The organism is Acinetobacter sp. UBA3025 (assembly GCF_002367915.1).
Taxonomy (GTDB): Bacteria; Pseudomonadota; Gammaproteobacteria; order Pseudomonadales; family Moraxellaceae; genus Acinetobacter.
Genome location: NZ_DFDO01000212.1, coordinates 1 through 24,470 on the forward strand (window position 1 = coordinate 1; position 24,470 = coordinate 24,470).

The following is a 24,470-nucleotide window of genomic DNA, read 5'->3' on the forward strand; positions in this document are numbered from 1 at the left end:
TTGCCTCCCGTTTTGGCATCAAGACCGGCTATATGGGTGCCTTAGGGGTTTATACCGGTGACCTGATTCTGATCCTGTGTACGGCGTTAGGCGCAGCCTCTCTACTCCATACGTTTCCCGTGCTGTTTATTGCCCTGAAAATTATCGGTGCTATCTATCTCAGTTATCTTGGTATCAAACTGATCATTGCCGCTTATCAGACTTTCTTTCCGAAACAGTCATCACAACGTGTTCAGATTAAAAAGGCTACTTCTGAAACTGTCGAGTCGATTCAACCCTTTCGCACAGCATTGACGATCAGTGTTTTAAATCCTAAGGCAATTCTATTTTACTTGTCTTTTTTTATGCAGTTTGTCGATCCTGTTTACCCTTATCCGGCACTGACTTTTGCACTCTTGGCTTTAATCCTGCAACTGATCAGCATGACCTACCTTTCAATCCTGATCTTTTCCGGGGTCAAACTCGCGAGCTATTTCAACCAGAATTATAAATTGACCGCTGGCGGAGTTGCTTCAGTAGGAATTCTATTCTGCGGGTTCGGAATCAAACTGGCGACTTCAACCTTCTAAAAATTAGTAGCTTTCTGGCAAGAGTAGCTCTTTCTAAAATTGTTAAAAACATTGTGTTTATATATGAAAAGCGTATGATTTAAACGCATTTAAAAATAGTGTCATGGATGATGCCTAAACTTTTACAAGATCTCTCCTTTCCTGCCATCATGGCGGGTTTTATTACCTGCATAATTGGGATCAGCGTATCCGCGGTACTGGTCATTGAAGCAGCGCAAAGCCTGGGTGCAAATGCAGCGCAAATCAGTTCCTGGTTATGGGCACTCGGTATAGGTATTGGGGTTTCCGGCTTGCTGCTTTCCTGGAAATATCGTTATCCGATTTCCACCGCCTGGTCGACAGCCGGTCTGGCGTTAATTATTGCCTCCGCAGGCCATTACAGTCTGGCCGAAGCGATTGGCGCTTTTCTGATTTGTGGCATCCTGATTGCCTGTCTGGGATTTTTCGGAATATTTGACCGGATTTTTCAGTTTATTCCGCAAAGTCTGACCAGTTCCATGCTGGCTGGTGTCTTGCTGAAATTTGGTATTTCGGTATTTGGCAGCCTGCAACAATCTTGGGGCTTTGTGCTTACAGTACTGGCCATCTATCTCATTTCCAAAAAGCTCAGTACCCGTTATAGCATTGTCATTACCGTCTTAATGGCAATTACGCTCTGTCCGTTCTTTATCGATTTTACGCTTCCACATTTGAACTGGAGCATCGCCCAGCCTGTATGGACCACACCAGAATTTAGCCTGCAAGCTATTTTAGGACTGGCTCTTCCGCTGATGGTGATTAATCTGGCATCGCAATATTTACCAGGCCTGGCTGTAATTAAAAGTTATGGCTATCCACCCAAGGTAAATTCGATTTTAGGCTGGACGGGCCTCACTCAGGCACTACTCGCTCCCTTTGGCTGTTTCAGTGTTAATCTTGCTGCAATTAGTGCAGCAGTCAGTCTGGATGCACAGGCACATCCTGATCCAGCTAAGCGTTATATCGCAGGTATGAGCTGTGGTCTGTTTTATATTCTGATGGGTTTCTTCGCTGCGACCCTGACCAGCTTATTGATGGCTTTTCCGGGTATTCTCATTACGGTTCTGGCCGGCATTGCCCTGTTTGGCACCATTAGCCACAACATTGCACTGGCTTTTCAGGACAGTCATGACCGGGAAGCTGCATTGATGACCTTTCTGTTCAGTGCATCCAATATCCAGTTTTTCGGCATTGGTTCTGCTTTCTGGGGCCTACTGCTTGGTTTGATGGTTTATTTACTATTTAAGCTTAAACCTCAGTTGGCTTAAATTTATAAAAGTAGAGATGACTTATATCTATCTTTTTTTAATGCCCTGCTGCTTGAGAAAACAGATTAATGACCACCACACCGGAAATAATCAGGGCAATACCTATAAAAGCAGGAAGATCCAGCGCCTGCTTAAATACAATATAACCAACAATGGCCGTGAGAATGATCCCCACACCGGCCCAGATCGCATAAGCAATGCCTAAAGGAATCACCTTGATCACCTGAGACAGCAAATAAAAGGCGATACAAAATAAAACGACCACCGCTAAAGAAGGCCACAAACGGGTAAAGCCTTCAGATTTCACCAGAAATGTAGATCCAGTGACTTCGGCAATAATCGCCAAACCCAACAAAAGATATGCCCAAGTCGCAGGGTTCATTTTTTCCATTCTCCAAATCTATCTTTCCTAAAACAAAGCTTAGTTATGCTCTTAAGAAATAAATTTTTTATAAGTTTATGTTGAGAGGCGAAAGCTGATGCAAAAAATCCAGCGTCTTGATAAAAGTCTGCTGACTTTCTTTCTTGCCCATAAAGAACTGATATTCATGAATCAGCCAGGCTTTAGATTCGGGATAAAAAACTTCTGTCACTGGAACCTGCTGCGCTTTTAAAGCTTTGATAAAAGGCAAGGATTGGGTATCAGTCAGAAAGTCCTTGTTGCCCCCGCTAATGAATACTGGCGGATACGACGGCGTAATATACTGGATTGGAGAAACACGTTTGAGAAACTCGGCATCATTTTTACGGTCACCTGTATAGGCCTGAATCAGGCTATATACGCCCCACTCTACGATCTTCATTTCATCAGGTGCAGTACTGGCAAATGACTCCAGGTCATAAATACCACAGTGCAGAATCAGACCTTTAAGCTGAGAGGGTTGCAGATAAGGCTGAAAATCAGATTGTTTGGCGAAGTCAGGATTTGTTAGAAGCGCAGCATAATGGCTGGCCATATTCGCACCGGCAGAATCTCCGGCCAGATATAAATTCTGGGCATCAATCTGGTATTCGACTGCATGTTGAGTAATAAACTCCAAAGCCTGATCAATCTGATGTAACTGACTTGGATAAATCGCTTGAGGTGCAAACTGATATTGAACCGATACCACGTTATAACCTTGCGCAGCCAGAAGTTTAAAATAACCCCGAGCATGTTCTTTTGAACCAGAAATCCAGCCACCACCATGAATCCACACAATAGTTGGTTGGGGGCCAATACTTTCGATATTTTGCGGTTGATACAGATCCAGAGAGAGCTTTTTCTGCGGTGCATAGACCATATTCTGATGCACGATGACCGAACCTGGTGCATAGCGATCTATCACCTTTTGCTGCATCCCTGTGGTCAAATTAAAAGCACCGGCAATGACCCGGCTATTTTGTACAGTATTTTGACAGCCTGCCAGAATAATTGAACAGAGCAGCAATAAATGAATGACAAAGAACCTCAAAACCTTCCCCTCGATCAGCCAAAAAATAAGCTTAGGCAGTTTAAACTATTCCCAGAAAAACAGCGTCATTTATCCTGTTATTTTTGATCAATAAAACCTGAATTCCTAGTTTTTCGCTCTGTTTTTTCTTTAATCAAATCTCTGCTTTCACGTGAAAAATATCTGTAATTTAAAGATTTTTTGCCATTTTTCAGCTTTTTGCAATTGCACCCTTGGGTGGACTGTGCTATCAATAAATCAGAGCGTAAAAGACACACAACATGCGGAGAAAAATCATGGCTTACCAACATATTTTAGTCCCAGTAGACGGTTCAGATATTTCCTTTTCTGCAGTTCGACATGCAGCCAAAATTGCCAAGGCATTTGGCAGTAAACTTTCCCTGATCAGCCTGATTGCAGAAGACCCTTTTACCGAAGCTGACTTCTACTACAGTTCAACCATCATGAAAGAGTATTTTGCTCAGGCTCATGCCAATGCAAAAAATGCCCTAAAAGAAGCCACTGTAATTGCAGGCAGTGAAGGTATAGAAGCAGATTCCCGCATTGTGACTGGTCTGGTGAATGCCGAACATATTGCTGAGACTGCAGAGGAAACCCAAGCCGATCTGATCGTCATGGGTTCACACGGTCGTAAAGGCTTCCAGAAAATGATTCTGGGCAGCTTTGCACAAGATGTTTTGGGCGCCAGCCAAATTCCGGTATTAATCGTTAAAAAATGATCTGATTTGCGCATCTTCAAGGTGCGCAATTTTTTCAGGCAGTGTTTCTGTCTAAACCCTTCTACAGTGAACCTCCATTTTCTAAATGACCATTTCACTGCATATTCTAAAAATGAGGAGACACTATGCAAAACTATGAACATATTCTTGTCGCACTCGATGAATCCTCAATGTCCTATGCTGCAGCTGAACATGCCCGTGAGCTGGCCAAAGCTTTTAGTAGTAAGGTGACATTGGTCAGTATTATTGCCGTAGATCCATTTAAAGGCGTGGACTTTTATAAGGTTGCTCCCGCAGTCACTGACTATTTCATGCAGGCAGAACAACATGCACTGGATCTTTTAAATGAGATCAAGGCAAATTTTGTGTATGATGGTACGCAAGTCACGACTAAAATCATTCATGGTATGGCACCTTCTGAAGGAATTCTTCAGGCAGCGCAGGAAGTTCCGACCGATCTGATTATCATGGGATCACATGGCCGTAAAGGTCTGCAAAAACTAATGCTGGGTAGCGTAGCACAGAATGTCCTTTCCCAGTCCGAGATTCCGGTATTGATTGTGAGATCGTAAGACAGACAACAAAAAAGCCTGCGATGCAGGCTTTTTTTAGCGAACTTTTTGATTCAGTTCATTCAGGAAGAGTTCAGCATCCAGCTGGCTATTAAATACTTTTTTGTATTCTCCGGCTTGCTGAATAGAATACGGTGTATATTGAAGGGAAATTTCAAACAGACCAGTCGCAGCATTTCTGCTGACATGAACCGCAATAATATGCCGAGTATTTAAATAAAAACCATCTTCGATTTTCACCAACATCTTGAATAAGACCTCTAGTATATCAATTTGAAGATTTCTTCATGTTTAATAGAAAAGTATAGTTTTACTTTCCTGTCTAGCCTCTTACTGTAAACCTTTTATGTGGCTAATTTCGCATTATAGGATTTTAAATGTGTTTAAATTCACCATTTAAAATAAGTAAATAATAAAAAGCCGGATCAGATGATCCGGCTTTTTACATAATGATCTTATATGCTTAACATGCTGTTCAATGTCTCAGAGACATTTTTCGATTTCACCTGTGGTTTTAAAGCTTCAAGTTGTGCTTTGACTTCACTGCGTTGTGGTTCAATCAGGGTATACCAGCGTGAAAGCACCTGAAGCAGACGTGAACCGACAATCGGGTTTTTCTGATCCAGATATTTCGCCAGCTCGATATAATGCTGTACACCAAAGCTCCAGGTATTGACTGGATTGGCATTCAAACCGCCACTCACTGCACGAATACGGTTTGGCACTTTCAAGTCATAATCTGCATGCTCAGTGAGTGCTTTAATTGTTTCTGCAGTCGCTTTTGGATGAGCGGCTTGCAGCATGAACCATTGATCCAGTGCCAGCGCTTCATCTTTAAAGCGGTTATAGAAATCATCCAGGAATGCTTTGGCTTGAGGGGCATCATTCCATACCAGCACACGCAAGGCACCTAAACGTTCAGACATGTTGCCTGTGTTTTGGTATTGCTGCTCTGCCAGTTCAAATGCACTTTCATCACCTTGACGTGCAATCAGCATCAACATGATATTTTTCAATGCACGTACACCCATCGCCTGAGAGAAATCTGACTGCAATTCAGGATCCAGACCCAGATAGATTTCTTTAGCTGTTGCTCCAAAAGCACGTGCCAATTTATGCAGCAAGGCATCACGTTTTTCTTGGATCATGGCCGGATTGTAGTCTGTATCAATCCGGCTACCCAGGTAACCTTCTGCCGGTACATCAAATAAGCGTGAAGCCAATAGCGGATCTTTTTGAATCAGATCAGGTAAGGTATTCAGCATTGCCTCGATATAGATTTCAGAAGGTTGATCATCCAGCAGAATGCGTTCTAATAAAGTCTGGGTCGCTTGCCACTGGTTAAAACCATTGGTTTCATATTGCAACAGGAACGCCAGTTCTTGTTCAGAGTAATCAAAATGCAGATCAACGGGTGCAGAGAAGTTACGCAGTAAAGAAACAATCGGCTTGCTGGTTATACCGCTAAACTCGATGGTCGCTTCATCTTGATCAAACAGATATACCCCATCTTTGACGCCATTTTCAAATAAGGCATCAGAGTTCAGGCTCAGCTGCTCGCCTGTAGCCGCATCAAACAAGGCCAAAGCCACTGGAATCGGAACAGCTTTCAGATTCGGATATTTCGGATGAGCTTTCAGGCTTTGCTTAAAGCTAAGACGATAAGTTTGTGCATCTGCATCATACTCACCTTTTGCGACCAGTTTCGGTGTACCTGGCTGGTTATACCAAGTCAGGAAGTTCGATAAATCTACCCCTGAACCGGCAGTCAAGGCAGCCACCCAGTCTTCAACCGTTACGGCCTGACCATCATGACGGCGGAAATACTCATCTGTACCTTGACGGAATTTTTCTTTACCGAGCAAAGTCACCATCATACGGTTAATTTCTGCACCTTTTTCATACACGGTCGCCGTATAGAAGTTATTAATTTCTACAAAATGATCCGGACGCGGTGGATGCGATAAAGGGCCAGAATCTTCCGGAAACTGATGCGCTTTCAGGACTGCTACATCATCAATACGTTGTACCGCAGCAGATTGTAGATCTTCAGAAAAAGACTGATCACGGAATACGGTCAAACCTTCTTTCAGACACAGCTGGAACCAGTCACGGCAAGTAATCCGGTTACCCGTCCAGTTATGGAAATATTCATGGGCAATCACTGATTGCACACGCATGATGGCAGCATCAGTTGTATATTCTTCATCAGCCAATACACATGAGGTATTGAAGATATTCAGACCTTTGTTTTCCATCGCACCCATGTTAAATGCGCTGGTTGCTACGATCATATAATTATCAAGGTCGTATGGCAGACCATAATGCTCTTCATCCCAACGCATGGAATGTTTCAACGCTTCCATCGCGATTTTGCATTTTGGAATGTCTTTTTCTTCAGCATAGATTTCCAGTGCGACATCACGACCTTCTGATGTGGTATAGCGGTCTTTCATCACTGCCAGATCACCGATTACGCAGGCAAATAAATAGCTCGGCTTTTTGGTTGGATCTTGCCAAAGTGCATAGTGACGGTTTTCATCCACTTCGCCGGTTTCGATCAGGTTACCGTTAGCCAGTAGAACCGGATACTTTTTGTCAGCTTCGACACGAGTGGTAAATACAGACAATACATCTGGGCGGTCTGGATAGAACGTAATTTTACGGAAACCTTCCGGTTCGTTCTGAGTTACGAATAAATCTGAACTGGCCTGATACAGACCTTCCAGCATGGTATTGCTTTCTGGATGAATCTTGACCACTGTTTCAATAGTCGCCTGATCTGGAGCATTGCTAATCACCAGTTGCTCAGCATCCAAAATATAATCTGATGCATTTAGTGGCTGACTATTTAACTGGATCGATTGCAGTTCCAGGTCACGACCAAGCAATACCAGATCACCTGCTGTTTGACGCTGCATCTCCAGTTTGCTGCTGACCAGCGTATGATCGTCATAGACTTGAATATTCAGGTCGATTGAATCTACAACAAAAGAAGGTTTTTGATAGTCTTTTAAATAAATGGTTTGATCTGCTTCGATCACCGGATTCGCCGCGATATTCATATAATGTCCTGATCCTTTATTGCACAGCTTCTAAGGCAAAAGATTGTCAATGTATTGATCATACGCCTTGATCTTGAACCTGTCTGTGCGTTTCATTTGTATTGTATATGGGAATAATTACTGATCTTTTCAATTGAGCTACATCAAAATATACGATAATCGCCTTATATTTGCCCGATATCTAAAATCCCCATCTCTAAAACAACTTAAAGATAAAATAAAAAAAGCTTTCATCTGCACTGTATGATTCCTCTATGCATGATTCCTGCACATGCAAAGTATTATTCCAATATGAAAAATTACTGCCTGGGTTCAGAACAACCTTATATCTAATTTAGATGCTGGGCGCTGCAAAACCTGACTTCTAAAAGATTAAGTTCTGGTTAATCTGCGTTCCAAATTTCATTTTAAATGCACAAATGACATGCACCAGTTTGAATGCATTTTGCATCACCCAACAGCAATGGCAGGATTCAAAGAAAGATATATGCCAAGTTTTCGGCTAATATCATATTTTTTTACATTTTCTTATGTGCTTGATTTAAAAATATATAATTTATGATTAATAGCAATTCCGAAATATTGATTAAAAAATGAGCATAGTTTTTGCTACAGTTTAAGTGTGTTTTCTCCAAGCGCAAAGACTCCAAGAATAACGACAACAAAGAAATTGAGGTGAGCTATGTATTTAAAACAGCATGTGGTACGGATTGAAAATCTTAAAACACTTCAGGTTCTGGATCAGGCCAATATTGATCATAAAGTTATTGCCCTGTTCATGAGTTCTGAAGGCGTTCAGCTACAGGCGCATGAGGTCAGTGCGATTCTGAATACTTATGATGCACTTGGTGCCAAAAAGGTTCCATCCAAAAAAGTGCAGGCGTTGATTCAAGCGAAACATCAGGGAGAGGAAGACGAAACATTACCATGCCCTGTTTAAAAAGGATGATCCAGTTTTCTTGAATACAGGGCTACTTCGGTAGCTCTGTTCGTTTAAAGGCTCTCTTCTCCTGAAAATCTGCTGCATTAAAAATATTCTCAAATGACGCGTGACTTTGATGAGCTGTGTATAATCGCAGTTTCTCTTTATTCTGGAGTTGTGCGCAATCATGGTATTCAACGTTCTGCAAAAACAGCTTGACGAAAGTACGCAGTGCCCGTTATGTAAGGCCTCCATGTACTGGATCGAGGCAGAACAGTATGATCAGGACATTACTTATCATGAATGCAGCCACTGCCAGCATCAGCTCTATACCGACCAGAAACACAACTGTTATTGCGATCAGTGTCTGGCCCAGCGCAAACGTATGCTGAAAGAAGTCCGTTTACAGGAAAACCGGAAATTTCATAAAAAGCAGGATCGGCATGAATATGAGCTCAATCAGCTCAGCTTTATTAATAAACTGTTTCTACTTTCGATTCTGGATGAACAGGTTCAGGAACATAGCCAGCATCAGGAATATATTGACTGGCATGCCATTAAATATTATTCCATCAGCCCGAATTACCTGTATCAGCATGGTCTGGTCAAAAATCTGCTGAAAGACCAGATTCTAGTTCCTAGAGATATTCAACAAGAGAATCAGCAGTACTATATTAATGTACGTCTGGATGGCTATTCTGAGCCAAGCCTGTTTAGTATTACCCAGCAATTGCGTTACTGGTTCTATGAAAATCTGAGCAAAGGCGTACCTTTTAAAAGTGCGGATGAAGTCAAAGATGCACTGTATTGTCTGCTGTATCAGGAAGTCATTCAATTCGCACAGTTCTATTGCCGTAGCTGGGGTATTCAGATTGCGGGCAATCAAAGTTTTCAGACCTTCTGCTATCGCCTGCTCGATGTTTTGGCTGTGGGGCAGATTTATTATCTGGTGCAATCGGCCCTCGAATATCTGTATCAGCAGAAAGCTTTAAAACCACGAAATGAAAATTTCATTAATACCAATTTACTGAAAAAGACCCTACAGCAATATCGGGAACGTTCAGTGAATGAAAAATGGGAAACCTCTATCCTGCCTCGTCCACCGCAATTGCCTTTGAGCAAAATGAGCAGCATCCTGTTTTTCCGCTTCCTGGGTTATGATGAAAATATTTTCTTCCAACCGGTCTGGCGTTCATGGCAAAAGATTGAACCACGCCTGAAATTTTATTCACAAAAACGCTGTATGCATTGCGGCTCACAAGAGCTTACTGTTGAATATGATGCCAGCGATTATGTCAGCCTGTTATGCCGTAACTGCAAACATCAAGACCATTATTTTACCCGCTAAGCATTTAGCAGCCCTATTCATATTTGAAAGATCAGGATGATGAATACTTCCGTGCAACAATTACAAAATACTTTTCTCGATCAGATCTGTGAAGCCTGGTCATTGCTTCAAGAGCAGCAACCCTTGGTGCATGTGATGACTAATGCGGTGGCCAGCAACTATGTGGCCAATATCTTGCTGGCTGCGAATGCTTCGCCCGCCATGATTGATAATCCTTTTGAAGCAGAGGGTTTTGTCAAAATTGCCGGGGCACTCAGTTTAAATTTGGGAACACCGACTACTGAACAGGTCGAGGCAATGCAGATTGCTGCGAAAACAGCACACAGCATTCAAAAGTCATGGGTACTAGATCCTGTTGGTTATGGAAATGTACTGCATTGGCGTTCAGGTGTTGTGGATCAGCTCATGACCTATCAACCCACAATTTTACGGGGAAATGCTTCAGAAATTGGTGCCTTGGCAGGGAAAAATATTGAGTCCAAAGGCGTCAATAGCACTGTCGATAGCTCGGAAGTTTATCTACAGGCGCAGTCCTTACTGGAACAATGTGAATGTATTGCTATTTCAGGTGAGTCTGATTACATCATTTCCAGAGATTATCCGGTGATTCAGGTTTTAGGCGGTTCATATTTACAGCCGCGCGTCACAGCAACTGGATGTGCCCTAGGGGCCCTGATTGCAGCGTATAGTGCAGTAAGTTCTCCTGCGATCGCAGCGCTCTCTGCTCATGTTCATTTTGCAATCGCCGGTCAATTGGCTTTTGCCAAAGCACCGACCTTAGGCCAGTTTAATACTGCATTTACCGATGAGATCCATCAATTGAATATAGAAACGATCCGTCAATATGCAGACTTTCGGATTTTGGCAGACTAAGCATCAGTCGGGTGTTTTATAATGAACACATAGAACACCCTATTACACTATTCAACTTATTTTTAGATAATTAAATTCAGCCCTAATCTGGCAAAAATAATTTTTCAAGCGCTCAAGCTGAGTATTGTGTAAGCTTTGGATGAGCTTTTGTATCTCGAATTTGACTAATATCTTTCAAAATTACGTGAAATATATATTTTACCACTTAGTCAAATTCACACTTATTTTTAAACTTTATTTAAATTCGTTTAATAATTCTAAATAAAGCATGTCTGGATTTTGATACTTCAGTAAGATTTATTACTTCTAAACCTGTAAAACCTATTACGCATTCTTGGCTTCCGAAATATTCAATACTCCATTTAGCCTGAAGAATAAGCTTAGGTGAGCATTAATATCTAAGTCATAAATAATATTCAATAAAAGAGTCAGTTGCCCTTAAGCAACTGACTCAAAAAATAATCAAGACAGGCGATTAACCCTGATAATGGATACTCACCGACTTAATCCGGTTATTTTCGATTTCCATTACCTTGAATTGAATACCTTGGTAGTTCAGTTCAGTGCCTACCTCGACCACACTATTGGTTTTATCCAGAATCAGACCGGCAACACTGATATAGCCTGCATCTTCATCAATCAGATCCAGCATACCGAGCTCAAGTTCTAATTGGTATAAATCCAGCATACCAGATGCAATCCAGTGTGTATCATCAACTTTGACCAGATCCAGCTGCTCATCGGCATCCGGGAATTCACCGGCAATTGCCTCAAACACATCTAGCGGTGAAATCAGACCTTGTACATGACCAAATTCATCGCTCACCAGCACCAGAGAGCCTTTTGAGGTACGTAAGGTATTAATCGCGTCAATCACCTTCATTCTTTCAAAGATATAGATAGGGCGATGACGCTTGATCAAAGCTTTTAACTCTTCCGGTTCATCCAGTACATCTAACAGTTCTTTGGCACGAACGATGGTAATCACCTTATCCAGACTGCCCCGACAAACCGGAAACAGGCTGTGGGGTACAGACAGGATTTTTTCACGGATCTGTTCCGGACTATCTTCCAGATCGACCCAGGAAATCTGGCTTCGTGGGGTCATGATCGATGCTACAGAACGCTCTGCCAAGGTCAATACTCCGCCAATCATATAGCGTTCTTCATCCGCAAAGGTTTCCTGTGCTTCATGCTGAGTAGTACTGGTGGTTTCAAGCTTAGCGCCCATCAGTTGGAGAATACTGTTAGCAGTGCGATGACGCAACGGAATCTTGGCTTCATGTTTCGCAGCATTGCGCTGACTAAACTGGTTAAAGGCTTCAACTGCAATTGCAACACCAATACCAGAATAGATGTAGCCTTTCGGAATATGGAAACCAAAACCTTCTGCCATCAGGCTGATCCCGATCAGTAACAGGAAGCTCAAACACAGAATCACGACCGTAGGATGACGATTCACAAAGTTAGTCAATGGTTTAGACGCCAATAACATCACGGCCATCGCGATAATCATCGCCGCCATCATGACATAGATATTATCGACCATGCCTACGGCGGTAATCACCGAGTCCAGTGAAAATACGGCATCCAAAATGACAATCTGGGCCACGACTGCGGTGAAGCCCGCATATGCCACCTTGGTGGTAACCTGTATTTCAGGCTTACCTTCAATTTTTTCATGAAGTTCGGTAACAGCTTTATAGAGCAGGAATAAACCACCAAAGAGCAGAATCAAATCCCGTCCGGAGAAGGTCCAGTTAAATAATTGAATAAGCGGTTGAGTCAAGGTGACTAACCAGGAGATCGCGAACAACAGACCTAAACGCATCAGCAAGGCCAAGGATAGACCAATCACACGGGCCTTATCACGCTGTTCAGGAGGAAGTTTCTCAGCCAGAATGGCAATAAAGACTAGGTTATCAATACCTAAAACGATTTCGAGAATAATAAGAGTAATTAAACCAACCCAAATTCCGGGATCTAATAAAAATTCCATTAGAACACCATCCCGTTTGAGTATGTAAGCAACGAATATGGAAGATCAACGCACGGCGAGGGATCCATTTAATTTAACCTTTTCGACTTAAGATGTATCTATTATGCATAAACTTATGATTTTTGAACAATAAAATTTATAAAAAACTGTTGCACCGCTTTGCCTCTCCTCATTCTAAAATCTTTTAATTTTCAAATCATTGGCCTGAATCTGTTATGTTCTACATAACTCATTACAAATTAAAGAAAATTTAGGCTTCTTTTTGACCCTAAGCGCATTAAATCTATCTGATAGAAGCCTGAGATATAAATTACTGTTTCTCTTAATATTCATATCTAATCATGCATCATAAAATATTGAATCATCCACTATCCGACTAAGTCCATTAAATCCACTTATCTAAAGACATATTTTAAATATGGATTTTTTATTAAAATAGTTCATACACGTTATAAATAGTTAGTCGTGGGATCAAAAAGATGCATAAGTTTCTCATCCAAAACGATTTTATTAGTTAGATGGGTGACCAACTTAAATGTACTCGCTCTAGCTTTCGATCAGATTTGAGAAATCCGAATCTGCGTCGTGCTACAGATTAAAAAATGTATCAGAGCATTCATTTAAACAGCATCGATTTTGAATTGTATTTCCGCATACTCACCAAAAGTAATATATGCGCAGGTCGGCCATTTATCCATATGGTTTGCCAATCTAGTTCTTATTCAGACTCTAAATTTAATCTGGAGTCTTAAGATTTGCATGTCATATCAATGCCATTCATCTGGATAAAGACAGTTACAATTTGCCCCGATTGATCTACAACACTTAAATCACCTGATTTTTTTGGTGTTAAGAAGATCTAACAAATGCAATCTCGTTAACATTTTAAAAATAAAGGTTGAAACATGTATAAACTTTTACATAAAATGTCAGTGCCCTAGAAAAATAAATAAAAGGAACATTTCATGACTAAAAAATATGCAAAATTTTTACCTTGTGCAGAAGACTTTAATTTAGAAAACTTCCCATACTACTGGGTGACTCAAGTTCATGCCCAATATGTCCTAAATGTAGATCATGCACTTAAAAAGTATGGTGTCGATAATTCACGTCGCCGTATCTTGCTTGCTCTTAAAGCCAAACCACATGCCAGCGTTTCTGACCTGTCAGAAATGGTCGTATCTAAAATGTCGACAACCACCAAGATCGTTTATCGCTTAAAAGATGAAGGTCTGGTTGAAACCTATTCCTGTGAAGACGATGCTCGTATTACCCGTGTCGCGCTGACTGAAAAAGGAATGGAAATGACACATAAAATTAATGACCTGACCAATGTTGTACTGGAACAGTCATTTGAAGGGCTAACCCCATTACAAATTGAAAAAACCATGGAAAGCTTACGCCATATCTTTAAAAATTTGGCTCGTTAAGTATTTTTCAATTTTGAATTTAGCTGGCGAGATCAATAACACCTTTTATAATAATTAACGATCCGCCATTGCTTTCTAGGTTTTAGGATTCAAAAAAGTTCAGCTGTGGACTGGCTTTTTTGATTCTTTCTTTTGGTACATGTGAACATTCGAACTCCTCTACTGGAAATCCCTGTACAAAGCTGCGAATATCCGGTTGCGTGAGATTCAGCCATTCATGTAAACGTTCGTGCGGAATCACAATAACTGAACGTTTAATATTCCCCGGCTCATGAAACTCTTTCATCATGGGATGGTCTATTGCATCCATCGTAATCATACTAGCCGAACGTACGATTTCATCCTGCACCCGAGCAATTTCATACAGTGCCGCAATAAAGGTCGCTTTTCCATCTTTACGCCTGACACCCCAGCGCTGTGGTTTATTATCAAAATACTTTGACTCATAAAATTCCGAGACGGGAATCACCCCAAACTTGCATTTGGCTGTCGCTTCTGCAAAGGTTGGTTTTTGCAGCAAAGTTTCATTTCTGGCATTGTAGGTTTTTGTCCCAATCGTTTTATCCTCTGCCCATTTGGGAATAAAGCCAAAGTTAACCGAGCGCCATTCCAGACCTTGATCAGATTGAAATAACAAGGGGGTAGCATAATTCGGATAGACTTCTTCCGGATATTCAAAGGGAATTTCCGGCAAGCCCAGATCATGTATTTGCTGTGAAGTTAAAGGCTTAAAGTTGGCACACATGCTTAATCAGACAGATCACTTGATATTCTGATTATAGCTTGATGCCAAGCTTAAACCTGTATGGATTATGGATAAGTTTCTATCATTTAATATTATTCACTAGGTACAGTCAGCCAGTGAGTACGGGTGAATTCCTCAAAAATCCAGCGTCCATTGAAACGCCCAAGTCCAGAGTTTTTCTCTCCCCCAAACGGAGCATTGGCCTGATCTGCCACACTAATACTATTGATATGGGTCATACCGATATCAAGCTGTTCCGTAAAATTAATACCACGTTCAATATTCGAGGTACAAACCGCACTGGATAAGCCAAAACGGGTATCATTGGCCAGCTTTAAGGCATGTGCTTCATCGCGAGCTTTCAGTACTGGTAGAATCGGTCCAAAACTTTCTTCCTGAGCCAATGGAGATTCAGGTGCTACCCCAGTAAAGATATGTGGATAGACCAGATTACCTTCTATCCCCCCTTCGTATACCAGCTCTGCACCCTGCTCTTTTGCACTTTGAATAATCTGCTGATGTTTTTTGATCTGACTCTGATTGATGATCGGCCCAATGATGGTCTCTTCCAGATTTGGATCACCCACAGCAACAGTTTTCACTCGCTCTAAAAGTTTTTCCACATAGGCATCATGAATAGACGCATCGACAATAACCCGATTGGTGCTCATACAGATTTGCCCCTGATGCATAAAGCGCCCCATGATTGTCAGTTCTACTGCCAGATCAAGATCAGCATCATCCAGAATCACTAGTGGCGCATTTCCGCCCAGTTCCAGCGCCAGACGTTTAATTCGAGGGCTGGCTAAGGCTTTGCTTCCTACATTCTGTCCGACTTCTGTAGAACCCGTGAATGAGATCATTTTTGGAATCGGATGTTCGACAAAATAGTCACCAATTTCACTGCCTGCACCTGATACCACATTGAGCACACCTGCAGGTAAGCCAGCTTCTTCAAACAGTTTTCCTAATAAGGTTCCACCTGTCACTGGCGTATCACTTGCTGGCTTGAGTACCACACTATTTCCACAGGCAATCGCTGTTGCTACCGAACGCATGGATAAATGAAATGGAAAATTCCATGGGCTAATGACACCAATCACACCCAAGGGTTTACGCAGTACCAGACTTTTACGTTGGGGATCTTTGCTCTCCAGCTGTTCAGTCTTGATCTGCCCCGGAAATTTCTGACTTTCCTGAATAATGGATAAAGCAGCGCCAACTTCCAGACCCGCTTTAAAACGGGTACTTCCAGACTCAAGAATTAACCAGTCAATAATTTCATCTTGGCGTACCTGAATCACATGTTGTAGTTTTTGCAGGATTTGCCGTCTTAACTCTACTGATTTAATAGCACTCTGCTGAAAGGCTTTATCAGCTGCCACATAAGCCGCATCAACATCTGCAGTACTGGCCGCCTGCAAAGTAAAGATCGTATCTTGGGTGTAGGGATTCAAATTCTGAATCATTTTCTGAGAACGGCCGGGTTGCCACTGACCCGCAATAAACTGCTGATCCAAATTTTGATATGCCATGCTGTTCTTCCCTGCAATTTATTGATTTGCTTTTACTTTAGCAGAGCCATTTCAGGATGGAAGTGACAGCGACGAATTGTTACGCTTTTATCTTTAGCTTTATAAGTAAGTGGAACTTACTGATGCATGATTCTCTTTTATCGCAGTTTAAATCTTCCAGTACATCAGCCAAAATACGATTCTTAGAAATTAAAAATTGCGAATTAAACTGAGTCTTAAATATCATGATCCAAAGCTCTACAGCTACCCAGCATGAGGAACTGTAAACGCTCATAGGAATAGCGACTGGCAGATATAAAGCTACTGTTTAACAGATAATTATTATTAAAGTTTTCTTCTCTGACTTTGTTCTGTTTTAGGGCTTCAATCAGTTAGTTTACCTTCCAAAAGAACATTTTTATCCTTAGATCTTTTTTAAGAGCAATAAAAAAGCCTCCGAAGAGGCTTTTTTTCAAGTTACAGAATTAGTTACCTGTATAACCTTTAAGTTTTAAACGAGCTGCATGTAGAAGCGGCTCTGTATAGCCTGATGGCTGTTCACCACCTTTGAAGATCAGATCAGAAGCAGCCTGGAATGCAATGCTGTTGTCAAAGTCAGCAGCCATTGGCTTGTACAGTGGATCATTCGCATTTTGCTCATCCACAATTTTCGCCATGCGTTGCATTACTTCTTCAACCTGTTCACGCGTTACGATCCCGTGACGTAACCAGTTTGCAACGTGCTGAGAAGAAATACGTAAAGTTGCACGGTCTTCCATCAAGCCCACATCATTGATGTCTGGAACTTTAGAACAACCTACACCCAGATCAACCCAACGAACGACATAACCCAAGATACCTTGACAGTTATTTTCCAGTTCTTTTAGTTTCTCTTCTTCAGACCAGTTAGTATCAGTTGCAAGAGGTGGAGTTAACAAATCATCTAAAGGCAACGCTTCAGTTGCAAGCAATTCTTGCTGACGGTTCGCTACATTGATTTGATGGTAGTGAATCGCGTGAATTACTGCACCTGTTGGAGATGGAACCCATGCACAGCTCGCGCCTGCTTCAGGGTGCTCAGTCTTAGTCTTGTACATGTCTAAAAGCATGTCTGGTTTTGGCCACATGCCTTTACCAATCTGTGCTTTACCACGTAGACCCGTTTGCAGACCTACCATCACGTTGCGGTTTTCGTAAGCTGGGAACCATTTTTGCCCTTTGATTTCGCCTTTACGAACGAATGGACCTGCTTCCATGAAGGTATGGATTTCATCACCTGTACGATCCATGAAACCGGTATTAATAAAGATAGTACGGTCTTTCGCCTGAGCAATACAGTTTTTCAGGTTAACCGAAGTACGACGCTCTTCATCCATGATACCGATTTTCAGGGTTTTCGCAGGTAAGCCAAGCGCCTGTTCAGCACGTTCGAACAATTCTACCGCAAATGCGACTTCTTCTGGACCGTGCATTTTTGGCTTAACGATGTACATAGAACCGGTACGTGAGTTCTTGATCGTGTTATCACCACGGATATCAGCCACAGAAAGCAATGGAGTGACTAATGCATCCATGATGCCTTCATAAATTTCTTCGCCATCTACAAGGATCGCCGGGTTTGTCATCAAGTGACCAACGTTACGAAGCAGCATCAATGAACGACCATGAACCTTGGTCTCACCGCCTTCAACATTTTTGAAGGTGCGGTCAGCATTTAGTTTACGGGTAATGGTCTTGCCATTTTTCTCGATAGACTCTTCAAGCGTACCTTTCATCAAGCCTAACCAGTTACGGTAGCCTTCTACTTTTTCTTCAGCATCAACTGCTGCAACAGAGTCTTCCAAGTCCTGAATCGTCGTTACAGCTGCTTCAAGCACAACGTCTTTTACGCCTGCTGCATCTGTTTGGCCAATTGGGCTGTTTGCATCAATCTGGATGATTGCATGCAGGCCGTTATTTTTCAGTACGATTTCAGTCGGTGCAGAAGCTTCGCCATTGTAACCGACGAATTTAGAGTTATCTGCAACAGTTGTGGTAGATCCGTCTTTCAGCGTTACAACCAGTGCATTACCTTCAACAGCATATTTGGTTGCATCAGCATGTGAACCTTGTGCCAGCGGGAATGTTTCATTTAAGAAGTTTTTCGCGAATGCGATAACTTTCTCACCACGTTTCGGGTTATAGCCTTTACCTTTTTCAGCACCATCTTCTTCAGAGATCACGTCGAAGCCGTATAAAGCATCGTATAAAGAACCCCAGCGTGCATTCGCTGCGTTCAGGCAGTAACGTGCATTACGTACTGGAACTACCAGCTGTGGGCCAGCCAATAGTGCAATCTCTTCGTCTACATTTTCAGTGCTGATCTGGAAATCTTCTACTTCTGGTAATAAGTAGCCAATTTCAGTCAAGAAAGCTTTGTAAGCTTGTAATTCAAATGTGTTATTGCGATGCCATTCATCAATTTTAGCTTGAATATCATCACGCTTAGCCAAAAGTGCTTTGTTTTTAGGGCTAAGATCAACAACGACTTGTTCAAAGTTCTTCCAGTATGTTTCGCTGTCCAAACCAGAACCTGGTAGTGCTTCATTTTCGATAAAATCGTAAAGTTCTTTAGCAATCGCTAACTTGCCTTTTTGAATACGTGCAGTCATTGTCTTTCCTGATATTGCTACTTTTTATACAAGAGATTCTAGTATACCGATTAAAATCTAGCTGAATAGTACTATCACACCGCAAAATAATGAGCATTTTTCTAATAAGAATACCCTCATATTCTTATTAAATGATGTCACACACGATGCAATATCATCCTGCTAAATACCCTCATGACAGTGTATAAAGTTTTTGAAATGTAGAAATTAGACTTAAGTTCAGATTTTTGAATAAAAGTTGTCCGTTCTTTTTATACAAGGTCATATTTAGATCAAGATTAAGCCATGTTTGGCTGAGCTTGTCGATCTTTGACGCAATGGAATGCATAAAAAAGCGCCGGTCATGACCAGCGCTTGTTGTATTTATTCAGGCTCACTTGAAGCTATTTTCTCGATCTGGCGATGTTCTGAATGCAGATATTCATCTGACTGCATTTCCAATAAGCGTGAACGAGTCCGTTCAATTTCGAAAGCCAGTCGCTCACCTTTATAAAGATCAATAATATTATCTTCTGAAGTCAGCAGTAATTTGACTCCACGGTCATAAAATTCATCGACCAGATAAATAAAACGGCGTGTGGCATCATTTAGGAAATCGGTTAAATGCGGCACATTGCTGACCAATACCGTATTGTAGATATTCGCAATTTCAATGAAGTCAGCCGGACTACGCGGTTTTAGGCATAGTTCAGAGAACTCACACCACAACACATCTTCAGTATGTGCCACAGTTTCAACAATGCGGTTATTGATGATGATTGGTTCTTGAGAAGAGGTTTGGGTTTGAGTCAGTGCGGTATAGCGATGTGCCAACCAGTTTTTATTATCATGCGTTAGTGGATATTTGAATAATTGCGCCTGCTTTAAGACACGTAAACGGTAATCCACACCAGCATCTACATTCAGAATGACACAGTTTTTCTTGACCATTTCAATGGTTGGCAGAAAACGGTCACGGTGAATCCCGTTTTTATATAAACCATCCGGTGCAATGTTCGAAGTCGCTACTAGCGTAATGCCACGTTCAAACAGCTTCTGGAACAGATCACTCAGGATCATGGCATCGGTGACGTTAGATACAAAAAATTCATCAAAGCAGATCACCACAGCATCTTTATAAATCTGATCCGCTACCAGATCCAACGGATTGCGCTGGCCTGAAAGCTTGTTTAACTCACGATGCACATGCTGCATAAAGTGGTGAAAGTGCATACGGGTTTTACGGCGAAATGGAATCGACTCATAAAACTGATCCATGAGCCAGGTCTTGCCACGACCTACTCCACCCCACATGTATACACCTTTTGGCGAAGTCTGACGACGGAAACGGCGAAAGGCCTTCTTAGAAGCTTTAAAACGCTGAATTAATTCCAGCCAGGTACGATTCAGCTCATGTACTGCCATGGCCTGTGCATCATCAGGCATAAACTGTCCTGAAGACAAAGCCTGTGCATAACGTTCTGCAGGAGAGATCGGACTAAAAGCGGTGCTGTGCTGTGAATTAAAATCGGACATAGGTTTCGTACTATTCAGGATCTATTTAATTATAGCGGAGTTTAGAACGCACACTATAACACTTTGGCATTAACTAACTTAGGCTATTTTATATATTGCCGAGGACTTTGCCCAAACCAGCGCTTAAAGGCATGGTTAAAAGCAGCCGGTTCGGAATAACCCAATAACTCTGCAATCATTTCAATCGAATACTGTTTATATTCAATGAGTCGCAAAGCTTTATCTTTAATAATCTCTTCGCGAATCTGTTTATAACTGGTATCGAACTGCTGTAATTGATGGCGTAAAGTACGTTCTGGAATATTCAGAGCTTGAGCCGTTTCAGCCATACTCGGCATCAAACCGGTTTGCAGCTCCAGATAATCCTGTACTCGCTGTACCACAGTCGGGACATCCGCATCTTCCGCCAGACGTTCCAGTTCAGCTAGACACTTTGCTTCATACACTGCAAAGGTCTCCGCATCTGCTGAAGGAATCCGGATATCCAGAATAGCCTCATCAAACCAGAATGCAGCTCTTGCAGCATCAAACTGTACCTGTGTTCCATAATAATCATGATAGATTTTCTGGGTAGCAGGTTGTTCCGGTGCGGCGAAAGGCAGTTCAATCTGCAGGTCAGGTTTGGACAAACCCATCATCTTGTAGATATCGCGAATAAACTTGAATGTACCTGAAATCTCAGCTTGCGCGACCAGCATTCCCAGATGATCTTCCGTTTTCTTGGGATAATAGCAAATCGCACTGCGGTACTCACTTTGCTCCAGTCCCAACTGACCGGTAAGATGCGTCAATTGCTGAAAACGAATTACCTGATGCATCGCATCCCGTACGGTTGGACTGGTCACCAGCAACATCAACAAAGGCCCGTAACCTGCCAATGCATAATGCTGGCCGATCAATAAACCCTGTTCTGGCTGGATATCCTGACCTACCACCTTGAGCACATCATATTCCACGCTTGGGTGAATAATTGAAGTCGGATCAAGCGCATCAACACGCAAGCCGATATTTTGCAGTTTTTGATCGACCTCTATGCCAGCCTTGCGCATGCCCTGGATCAGATACATCAGACTGAGAACAGAACGTTTCATAACCATACAAATACAATGTGATAGCTCTAGTTGTACTATAAAAATAAGCAGTCGGCTATTGCCGTTTAGATCAATTTTATATCTAATAGCCAGTTAATAAATCAAGATAATTATCCATTATTAAAATAAGCAAGGAATGCGAAGATGCTGGACAATACAAGCCTTAACCATAATCATCCTTATACCAAAGTGGCCATTATCGGTGCCGGTTTTGGCGGGATAGCGATGGCAATACGTTTACAGCAGCAAGGCATCCATAATTTTATTATTTTAGAAAAAGATAGCGATTTTGGTGGAACCTGGCGCGATAATCAGTATCCGGGAGCAGCCTGTGATGTGCAATCACATATGTATTCCCTTTCTTTTGCCCCCAAAACTGACTGGTCAAAACGCTATGCCGAAGCACCGGAAATTTTTAGCTATATTCAAGATTTAGTCAGTGATTATAATCTTCGGGCTTTTGCTCGGCTGAATACCGAAGTACTCGGGGTTCATTATCAGCAAGACCGATGCTTATGGCAAATCCATCTGCATGATCAAAGCATTCTGGAAGCCCAGTTTATAGTATTTGCCTCTGGTCCTTTACATGTTCCTCAAATTCCTCATATTACGGGCATTGAAAAATTTAAGGGTAAAATCTTTCACTCTTCTCACTGGGATCATCATTATGATCTCAAGGGAAAAAATGTTGCATCGATTGGGACTGGTGGCAGTGCAATTCAATATATCCCTGAAATTGCACCCGAATGCAAACAGCTCTATGTCTTGCAACGTACTGCGGCTTGGGTTATTCCACGGGATGAGCGCCTATATCATGACCTGGAAAAAAAGCTATTTTCCAAATATGAATGGTTCCGCAAGTTACACCGGATTCGCCTGTACTGGTCCAATGAATCACGCGTGGTGCCTATCGTTAAACCAACTGTCATGAAATATGCTCAGAAACTGGCTGAAGCTTATATTCGCTATCAGGTCAAGGACAAGGAAACTGCTAAGAAGTTAACTCCAGGCTACATCATGGGCTGTAAACGGATTCTGGTGTCTAATCAATATTTCCCTACCTTTAACCGTAAAAATGTGGAACTGGTTACTGAAGGCATTTGTGAAGTGACTGAAAACAGTATTATTACAGTAGATGGTAAAGAACGTCCGATTGACTGCCTGATCTACGGTACCGGATTTATTACTGATCCAAGAATTTATCTGAAAAATTTTGACTGCACTGGCCTGAATGGCATTCACTTAAATGATGTCTGGAAAGATGGTGCCGAAAGCTATTATGGAATCTGTGTGAAAGGTTTTCCGAACCTGTTCCAGTTATTAGGGCCAAATACTGTGCTGGCACATAATTCAGTCCTTTTCATGATTGAAGCGCAAGTAAGTTATATCCTGCAAATGATCGCCCTAGTGGATCAATCACATAGTGATGCAATTGTGGTCAAAGATCAGGTACAGGAAAAATTCAACCAGGATGTCCAACATATGCTGGACAATACGGTCTGGCAATCTGGCTGTGTCAGCTGGTATCAACAGGAAGGTGGGAAAAATTTTGCCTTATGGCCTACCTATACCTGGAAATACTGGCTCAAAATCAAAACCCTTAATGCGGCAGATTACTATTTTTTAAATAAAGCCAGTTAAAAGCCCTTCACATACATAGTGCTAGCGATGGCATAATAAAGACTGATTTATCATACTTTTTTATTATGCAATCGCTTTGGTTAGTATCCCAACTTCTGGTCTGTTTAGCACTTGGCTTTGTTTTTGCGAAACGGCTTCCTGCTCCCTTCACAAAAATCTGCTTTAAGGTTCTTCCTTATTTTAGTTATATCTTACTGATTGCCATCGCTTTTGAGTTTTCTGAACTTTTAGCGGAATTACCTCATCCTGCTCAGATTCTAAATACCTCTATTACAATTGCTTTTCTCACCTCTATTGGGGCATTTGGCTGTTGTTATCTGCTCTTTAAATGGGCAGATTTTCAACCTTCTTCTGGACGAGTCTCCACTGAGCTAGTGATTAAATCACTGATCAATATCAGTTATGCGTTCTTCGCCTTAGCCGCTGGCTACTTGCTGCATTATAGTTCCACTCAAATGGGTCTTTCTATTCAAATCAGCACCTGGCATTTATTACTGGTCTTTATGTTTCTGATTGGACTGGATCTTGCCTATTCACCACTTGATCGCTCATGGTTGAACTGGAAAATCCTGCTGGTTCCGGCAGGTTGTATTGCTGGTTCATGCGTGGCAGCAATTGTCTATTCTTTCTGGAATCCAGATATTCATTTAAAAGACCTGATTATGCTGTCGCAAGGTTATGGTTTTTATTCCATGTCGGGTGTTGTCGTCACAGAACTGAGAAATGCAGAACTGGGTAGTATTGCCCTGATGAATGACCTATTTCGGGAAATTTTTGCGATTTTACTGATGTATTGTGCCGGCTGGCGTTACCCAAGATCAGCAATTTCTGCTGCAGGTGCGACTGCGATGGATGTGACTTTACCCATGGTCAAACAGGCCTGTGGCAATGATTTTATTCCACATGCCATGGTGAGCGGTTTTATTTTATCTGTATTGGCGCCAGTAGCGGTAAGTGTGTTGGCGGTAATTTAAAAATCCCTCCCGACCTCCCTTTTTTAAAGGGAGGAGAAGTCCCATTGCTGTCCCACAATTTTTCACAAGAGGAAGCTCATTTGAGCTTCCTCTTGTTTTATG

The 24,470-nt window shown here is 41.9% G+C and carries 20 protein-coding genes; 10 read left to right on the forward strand and 10 right to left on the reverse strand.

The window, feature by feature from the left end:
- A partial coding sequence (leuE, locus tag B4J23_RS08805; protein ID WP_291360042.1) for a leucine efflux protein LeuE occupies positions 1–569 on the forward strand: 569 nt, incomplete at its 5' end.
- Between the two features lie 110 nt (positions 570–679).
- Entirely contained in the window at positions 680–1,855 is a 1,176-nt protein-coding gene (locus B4J23_RS08810) for a benzoate/H(+) symporter BenE family transporter (RefSeq protein ID WP_291360044.1), read from the forward strand.
- Positions 1,856–1,892: 37 nt separating this feature from the next.
- On the opposite strand, the gene B4J23_RS08815 is transcribed toward B4J23_RS08810, so the two are convergent.
- Together B4J23_RS08815 and B4J23_RS08820 are read right to left on the reverse strand one after the other, a co-directional pair.
- A complete protein-coding gene (locus B4J23_RS08815) occupies positions 1,893–2,237 on the reverse strand; it encodes an SMR family transporter (RefSeq protein ID WP_005236073.1) in 345 nt (114 codons plus the stop codon).
- 67 nt (positions 2,238–2,304) lie between these two features.
- Positions 2,305–3,309, reverse strand: coding sequence for an alpha/beta hydrolase (locus B4J23_RS08820; protein ID WP_291360046.1), 1,005 nt, complete (start codon positions 3,307–3,309; stop codon positions 2,305–2,307).
- Positions 3,310–3,584: 275 nt separating this feature from the next.
- Between B4J23_RS08820 and B4J23_RS08825 the strand changes: the two genes are divergently transcribed.
- A complete protein-coding gene (locus B4J23_RS08825; protein WP_291360048.1) occupies positions 3,585–4,028 on the forward strand; it encodes a universal stress protein in 444 nt (147 codons plus the stop codon).
- A gap of 125 nt (positions 4,029–4,153) precedes the next feature.
- Entirely contained in the window at positions 4,154–4,600 is a 447-nt protein-coding gene (locus B4J23_RS08830) for a universal stress protein (RefSeq protein WP_291360050.1), read from the forward strand.
- A gap of 36 nt (positions 4,601–4,636) precedes the next feature.
- On the opposite strand, the gene B4J23_RS08835 is transcribed toward B4J23_RS08830, so the two are convergent.
- Positions 4,637–4,846, reverse strand: a complete 210-nt coding sequence (locus B4J23_RS08835) for a hypothetical protein (protein ID WP_005236079.1) — start codon at positions 4,844–4,846, stop codon at positions 4,637–4,639.
- A 209-nt stretch (positions 4,847–5,055) separates the two neighbouring features.
- The gene (gene pepN / locus B4J23_RS08840) at positions 5,056–7,665 is read right to left on the reverse strand and encodes an aminopeptidase N (RefSeq protein WP_291360053.1); all 2,610 of its coding nucleotides are present in this window, start codon (positions 7,663–7,665) and stop codon (positions 5,056–5,058) included.
- A gap of 682 nt (positions 7,666–8,347) precedes the next feature.
- Between pepN and B4J23_RS08845 the strand changes: the two genes are divergently transcribed.
- The 3 genes from B4J23_RS08845 (at position 8,348) to thiM (ending at position 10,808) form a co-directional block, all read left to right on the forward strand.
- On the forward strand, positions 8,348–8,605 hold the full coding sequence (locus B4J23_RS08845) for a hypothetical protein (protein ID WP_004783954.1): 258 nt from the start codon (positions 8,348–8,350) through the stop codon (positions 8,603–8,605).
- 169 nt (positions 8,606–8,774) lie between these two features.
- Positions 8,775–9,935, forward strand: coding sequence for a hypothetical protein (locus tag B4J23_RS08850; protein WP_166135028.1), 1,161 nt, complete (start codon positions 8,775–8,777; stop codon positions 9,933–9,935).
- A gap of 39 nt (positions 9,936–9,974) precedes the next feature.
- Positions 9,975–10,808, forward strand: a complete 834-nt coding sequence (thiM, locus tag B4J23_RS08855) for a hydroxyethylthiazole kinase (protein ID WP_291360057.1) — start codon at positions 9,975–9,977, stop codon at positions 10,806–10,808.
- Positions 10,809–11,283: 475 nt separating this feature from the next.
- Here the strand turns inward: thiM and B4J23_RS08860 are convergent, their stop codons facing one another.
- Positions 11,284–12,807, reverse strand: coding sequence for a TerC family protein (locus B4J23_RS08860; RefSeq protein ID WP_004783960.1), 1,524 nt, complete (start codon positions 12,805–12,807; stop codon positions 11,284–11,286).
- Positions 12,808–13,772: 965 nt separating this feature from the next.
- Between B4J23_RS08860 and B4J23_RS08865 the strand changes: the two genes are divergently transcribed.
- On the forward strand, positions 13,773–14,237 hold the full coding sequence (locus tag B4J23_RS08865) for a MarR family winged helix-turn-helix transcriptional regulator (protein ID WP_004783963.1): 465 nt from the start codon (positions 13,773–13,775) through the stop codon (positions 14,235–14,237).
- Positions 14,238–14,319: 82 nt separating this feature from the next.
- Here B4J23_RS08865 and B4J23_RS08870 read toward each other — a convergent pair whose 3' ends face one another.
- The 5 genes from B4J23_RS08870 to B4J23_RS08890 all read right to left on the reverse strand — a co-directional run bounded on the left by B4J23_RS08870 (position 14,320) and on the right by B4J23_RS08890 (position 21,753).
- A complete protein-coding gene (locus tag B4J23_RS08870; RefSeq protein WP_104425965.1) occupies positions 14,320–14,982 on the reverse strand; it encodes an SOS response-associated peptidase family protein in 663 nt (220 codons plus the stop codon).
- Positions 14,983–15,074: 92 nt separating this feature from the next.
- A complete protein-coding gene (locus B4J23_RS08875) occupies positions 15,075–16,517 on the reverse strand; it encodes an aldehyde dehydrogenase family protein (protein ID WP_291360061.1) in 1,443 nt (480 codons plus the stop codon).
- Positions 16,518–16,981: 464 nt separating this feature from the next.
- A complete protein-coding gene (locus tag B4J23_RS08880; RefSeq protein ID WP_291360063.1) occupies positions 16,982–19,147 on the reverse strand; it encodes a malate synthase G in 2,166 nt (721 codons plus the stop codon).
- Positions 19,148–19,510: 363 nt separating this feature from the next.
- A complete protein-coding gene (zapE, locus tag B4J23_RS08885) occupies positions 19,511–20,662 on the reverse strand; it encodes a cell division protein ZapE (RefSeq protein ID WP_104425963.1) in 1,152 nt (383 codons plus the stop codon).
- An 83-nt stretch (positions 20,663–20,745) separates the two neighbouring features.
- On the reverse strand, positions 20,746–21,753 hold the full coding sequence (locus B4J23_RS08890) for an AraC family transcriptional regulator (RefSeq protein ID WP_291360065.1): 1,008 nt from the start codon (positions 21,751–21,753) through the stop codon (positions 20,746–20,748).
- 144 nt (positions 21,754–21,897) lie between these two features.
- On the opposite strand from B4J23_RS08890, the gene B4J23_RS08895 reads away from it, so the two are divergent.
- Both B4J23_RS08895 and B4J23_RS08900 read left to right on the forward strand, forming a co-directional pair.
- Positions 21,898–23,394 (forward strand): flavin-containing monooxygenase, encoded by a 1,497-nt coding sequence (locus B4J23_RS08895; RefSeq protein ID WP_291360067.1) that lies wholly within the window; start codon positions 21,898–21,900, stop codon positions 23,392–23,394.
- A gap of 65 nt (positions 23,395–23,459) precedes the next feature.
- Positions 23,460–24,368 carry a lysine exporter LysO family protein gene (locus B4J23_RS08900; RefSeq protein ID WP_179992442.1) on the forward strand — a complete coding sequence of 303 codons (909 nt, stop codon included), beginning with the start codon at positions 23,460–23,462 and terminating at the stop codon, positions 24,366–24,368.
- The last annotated feature ends 102 nt before the right edge of the window (positions 24,369–24,470 follow it).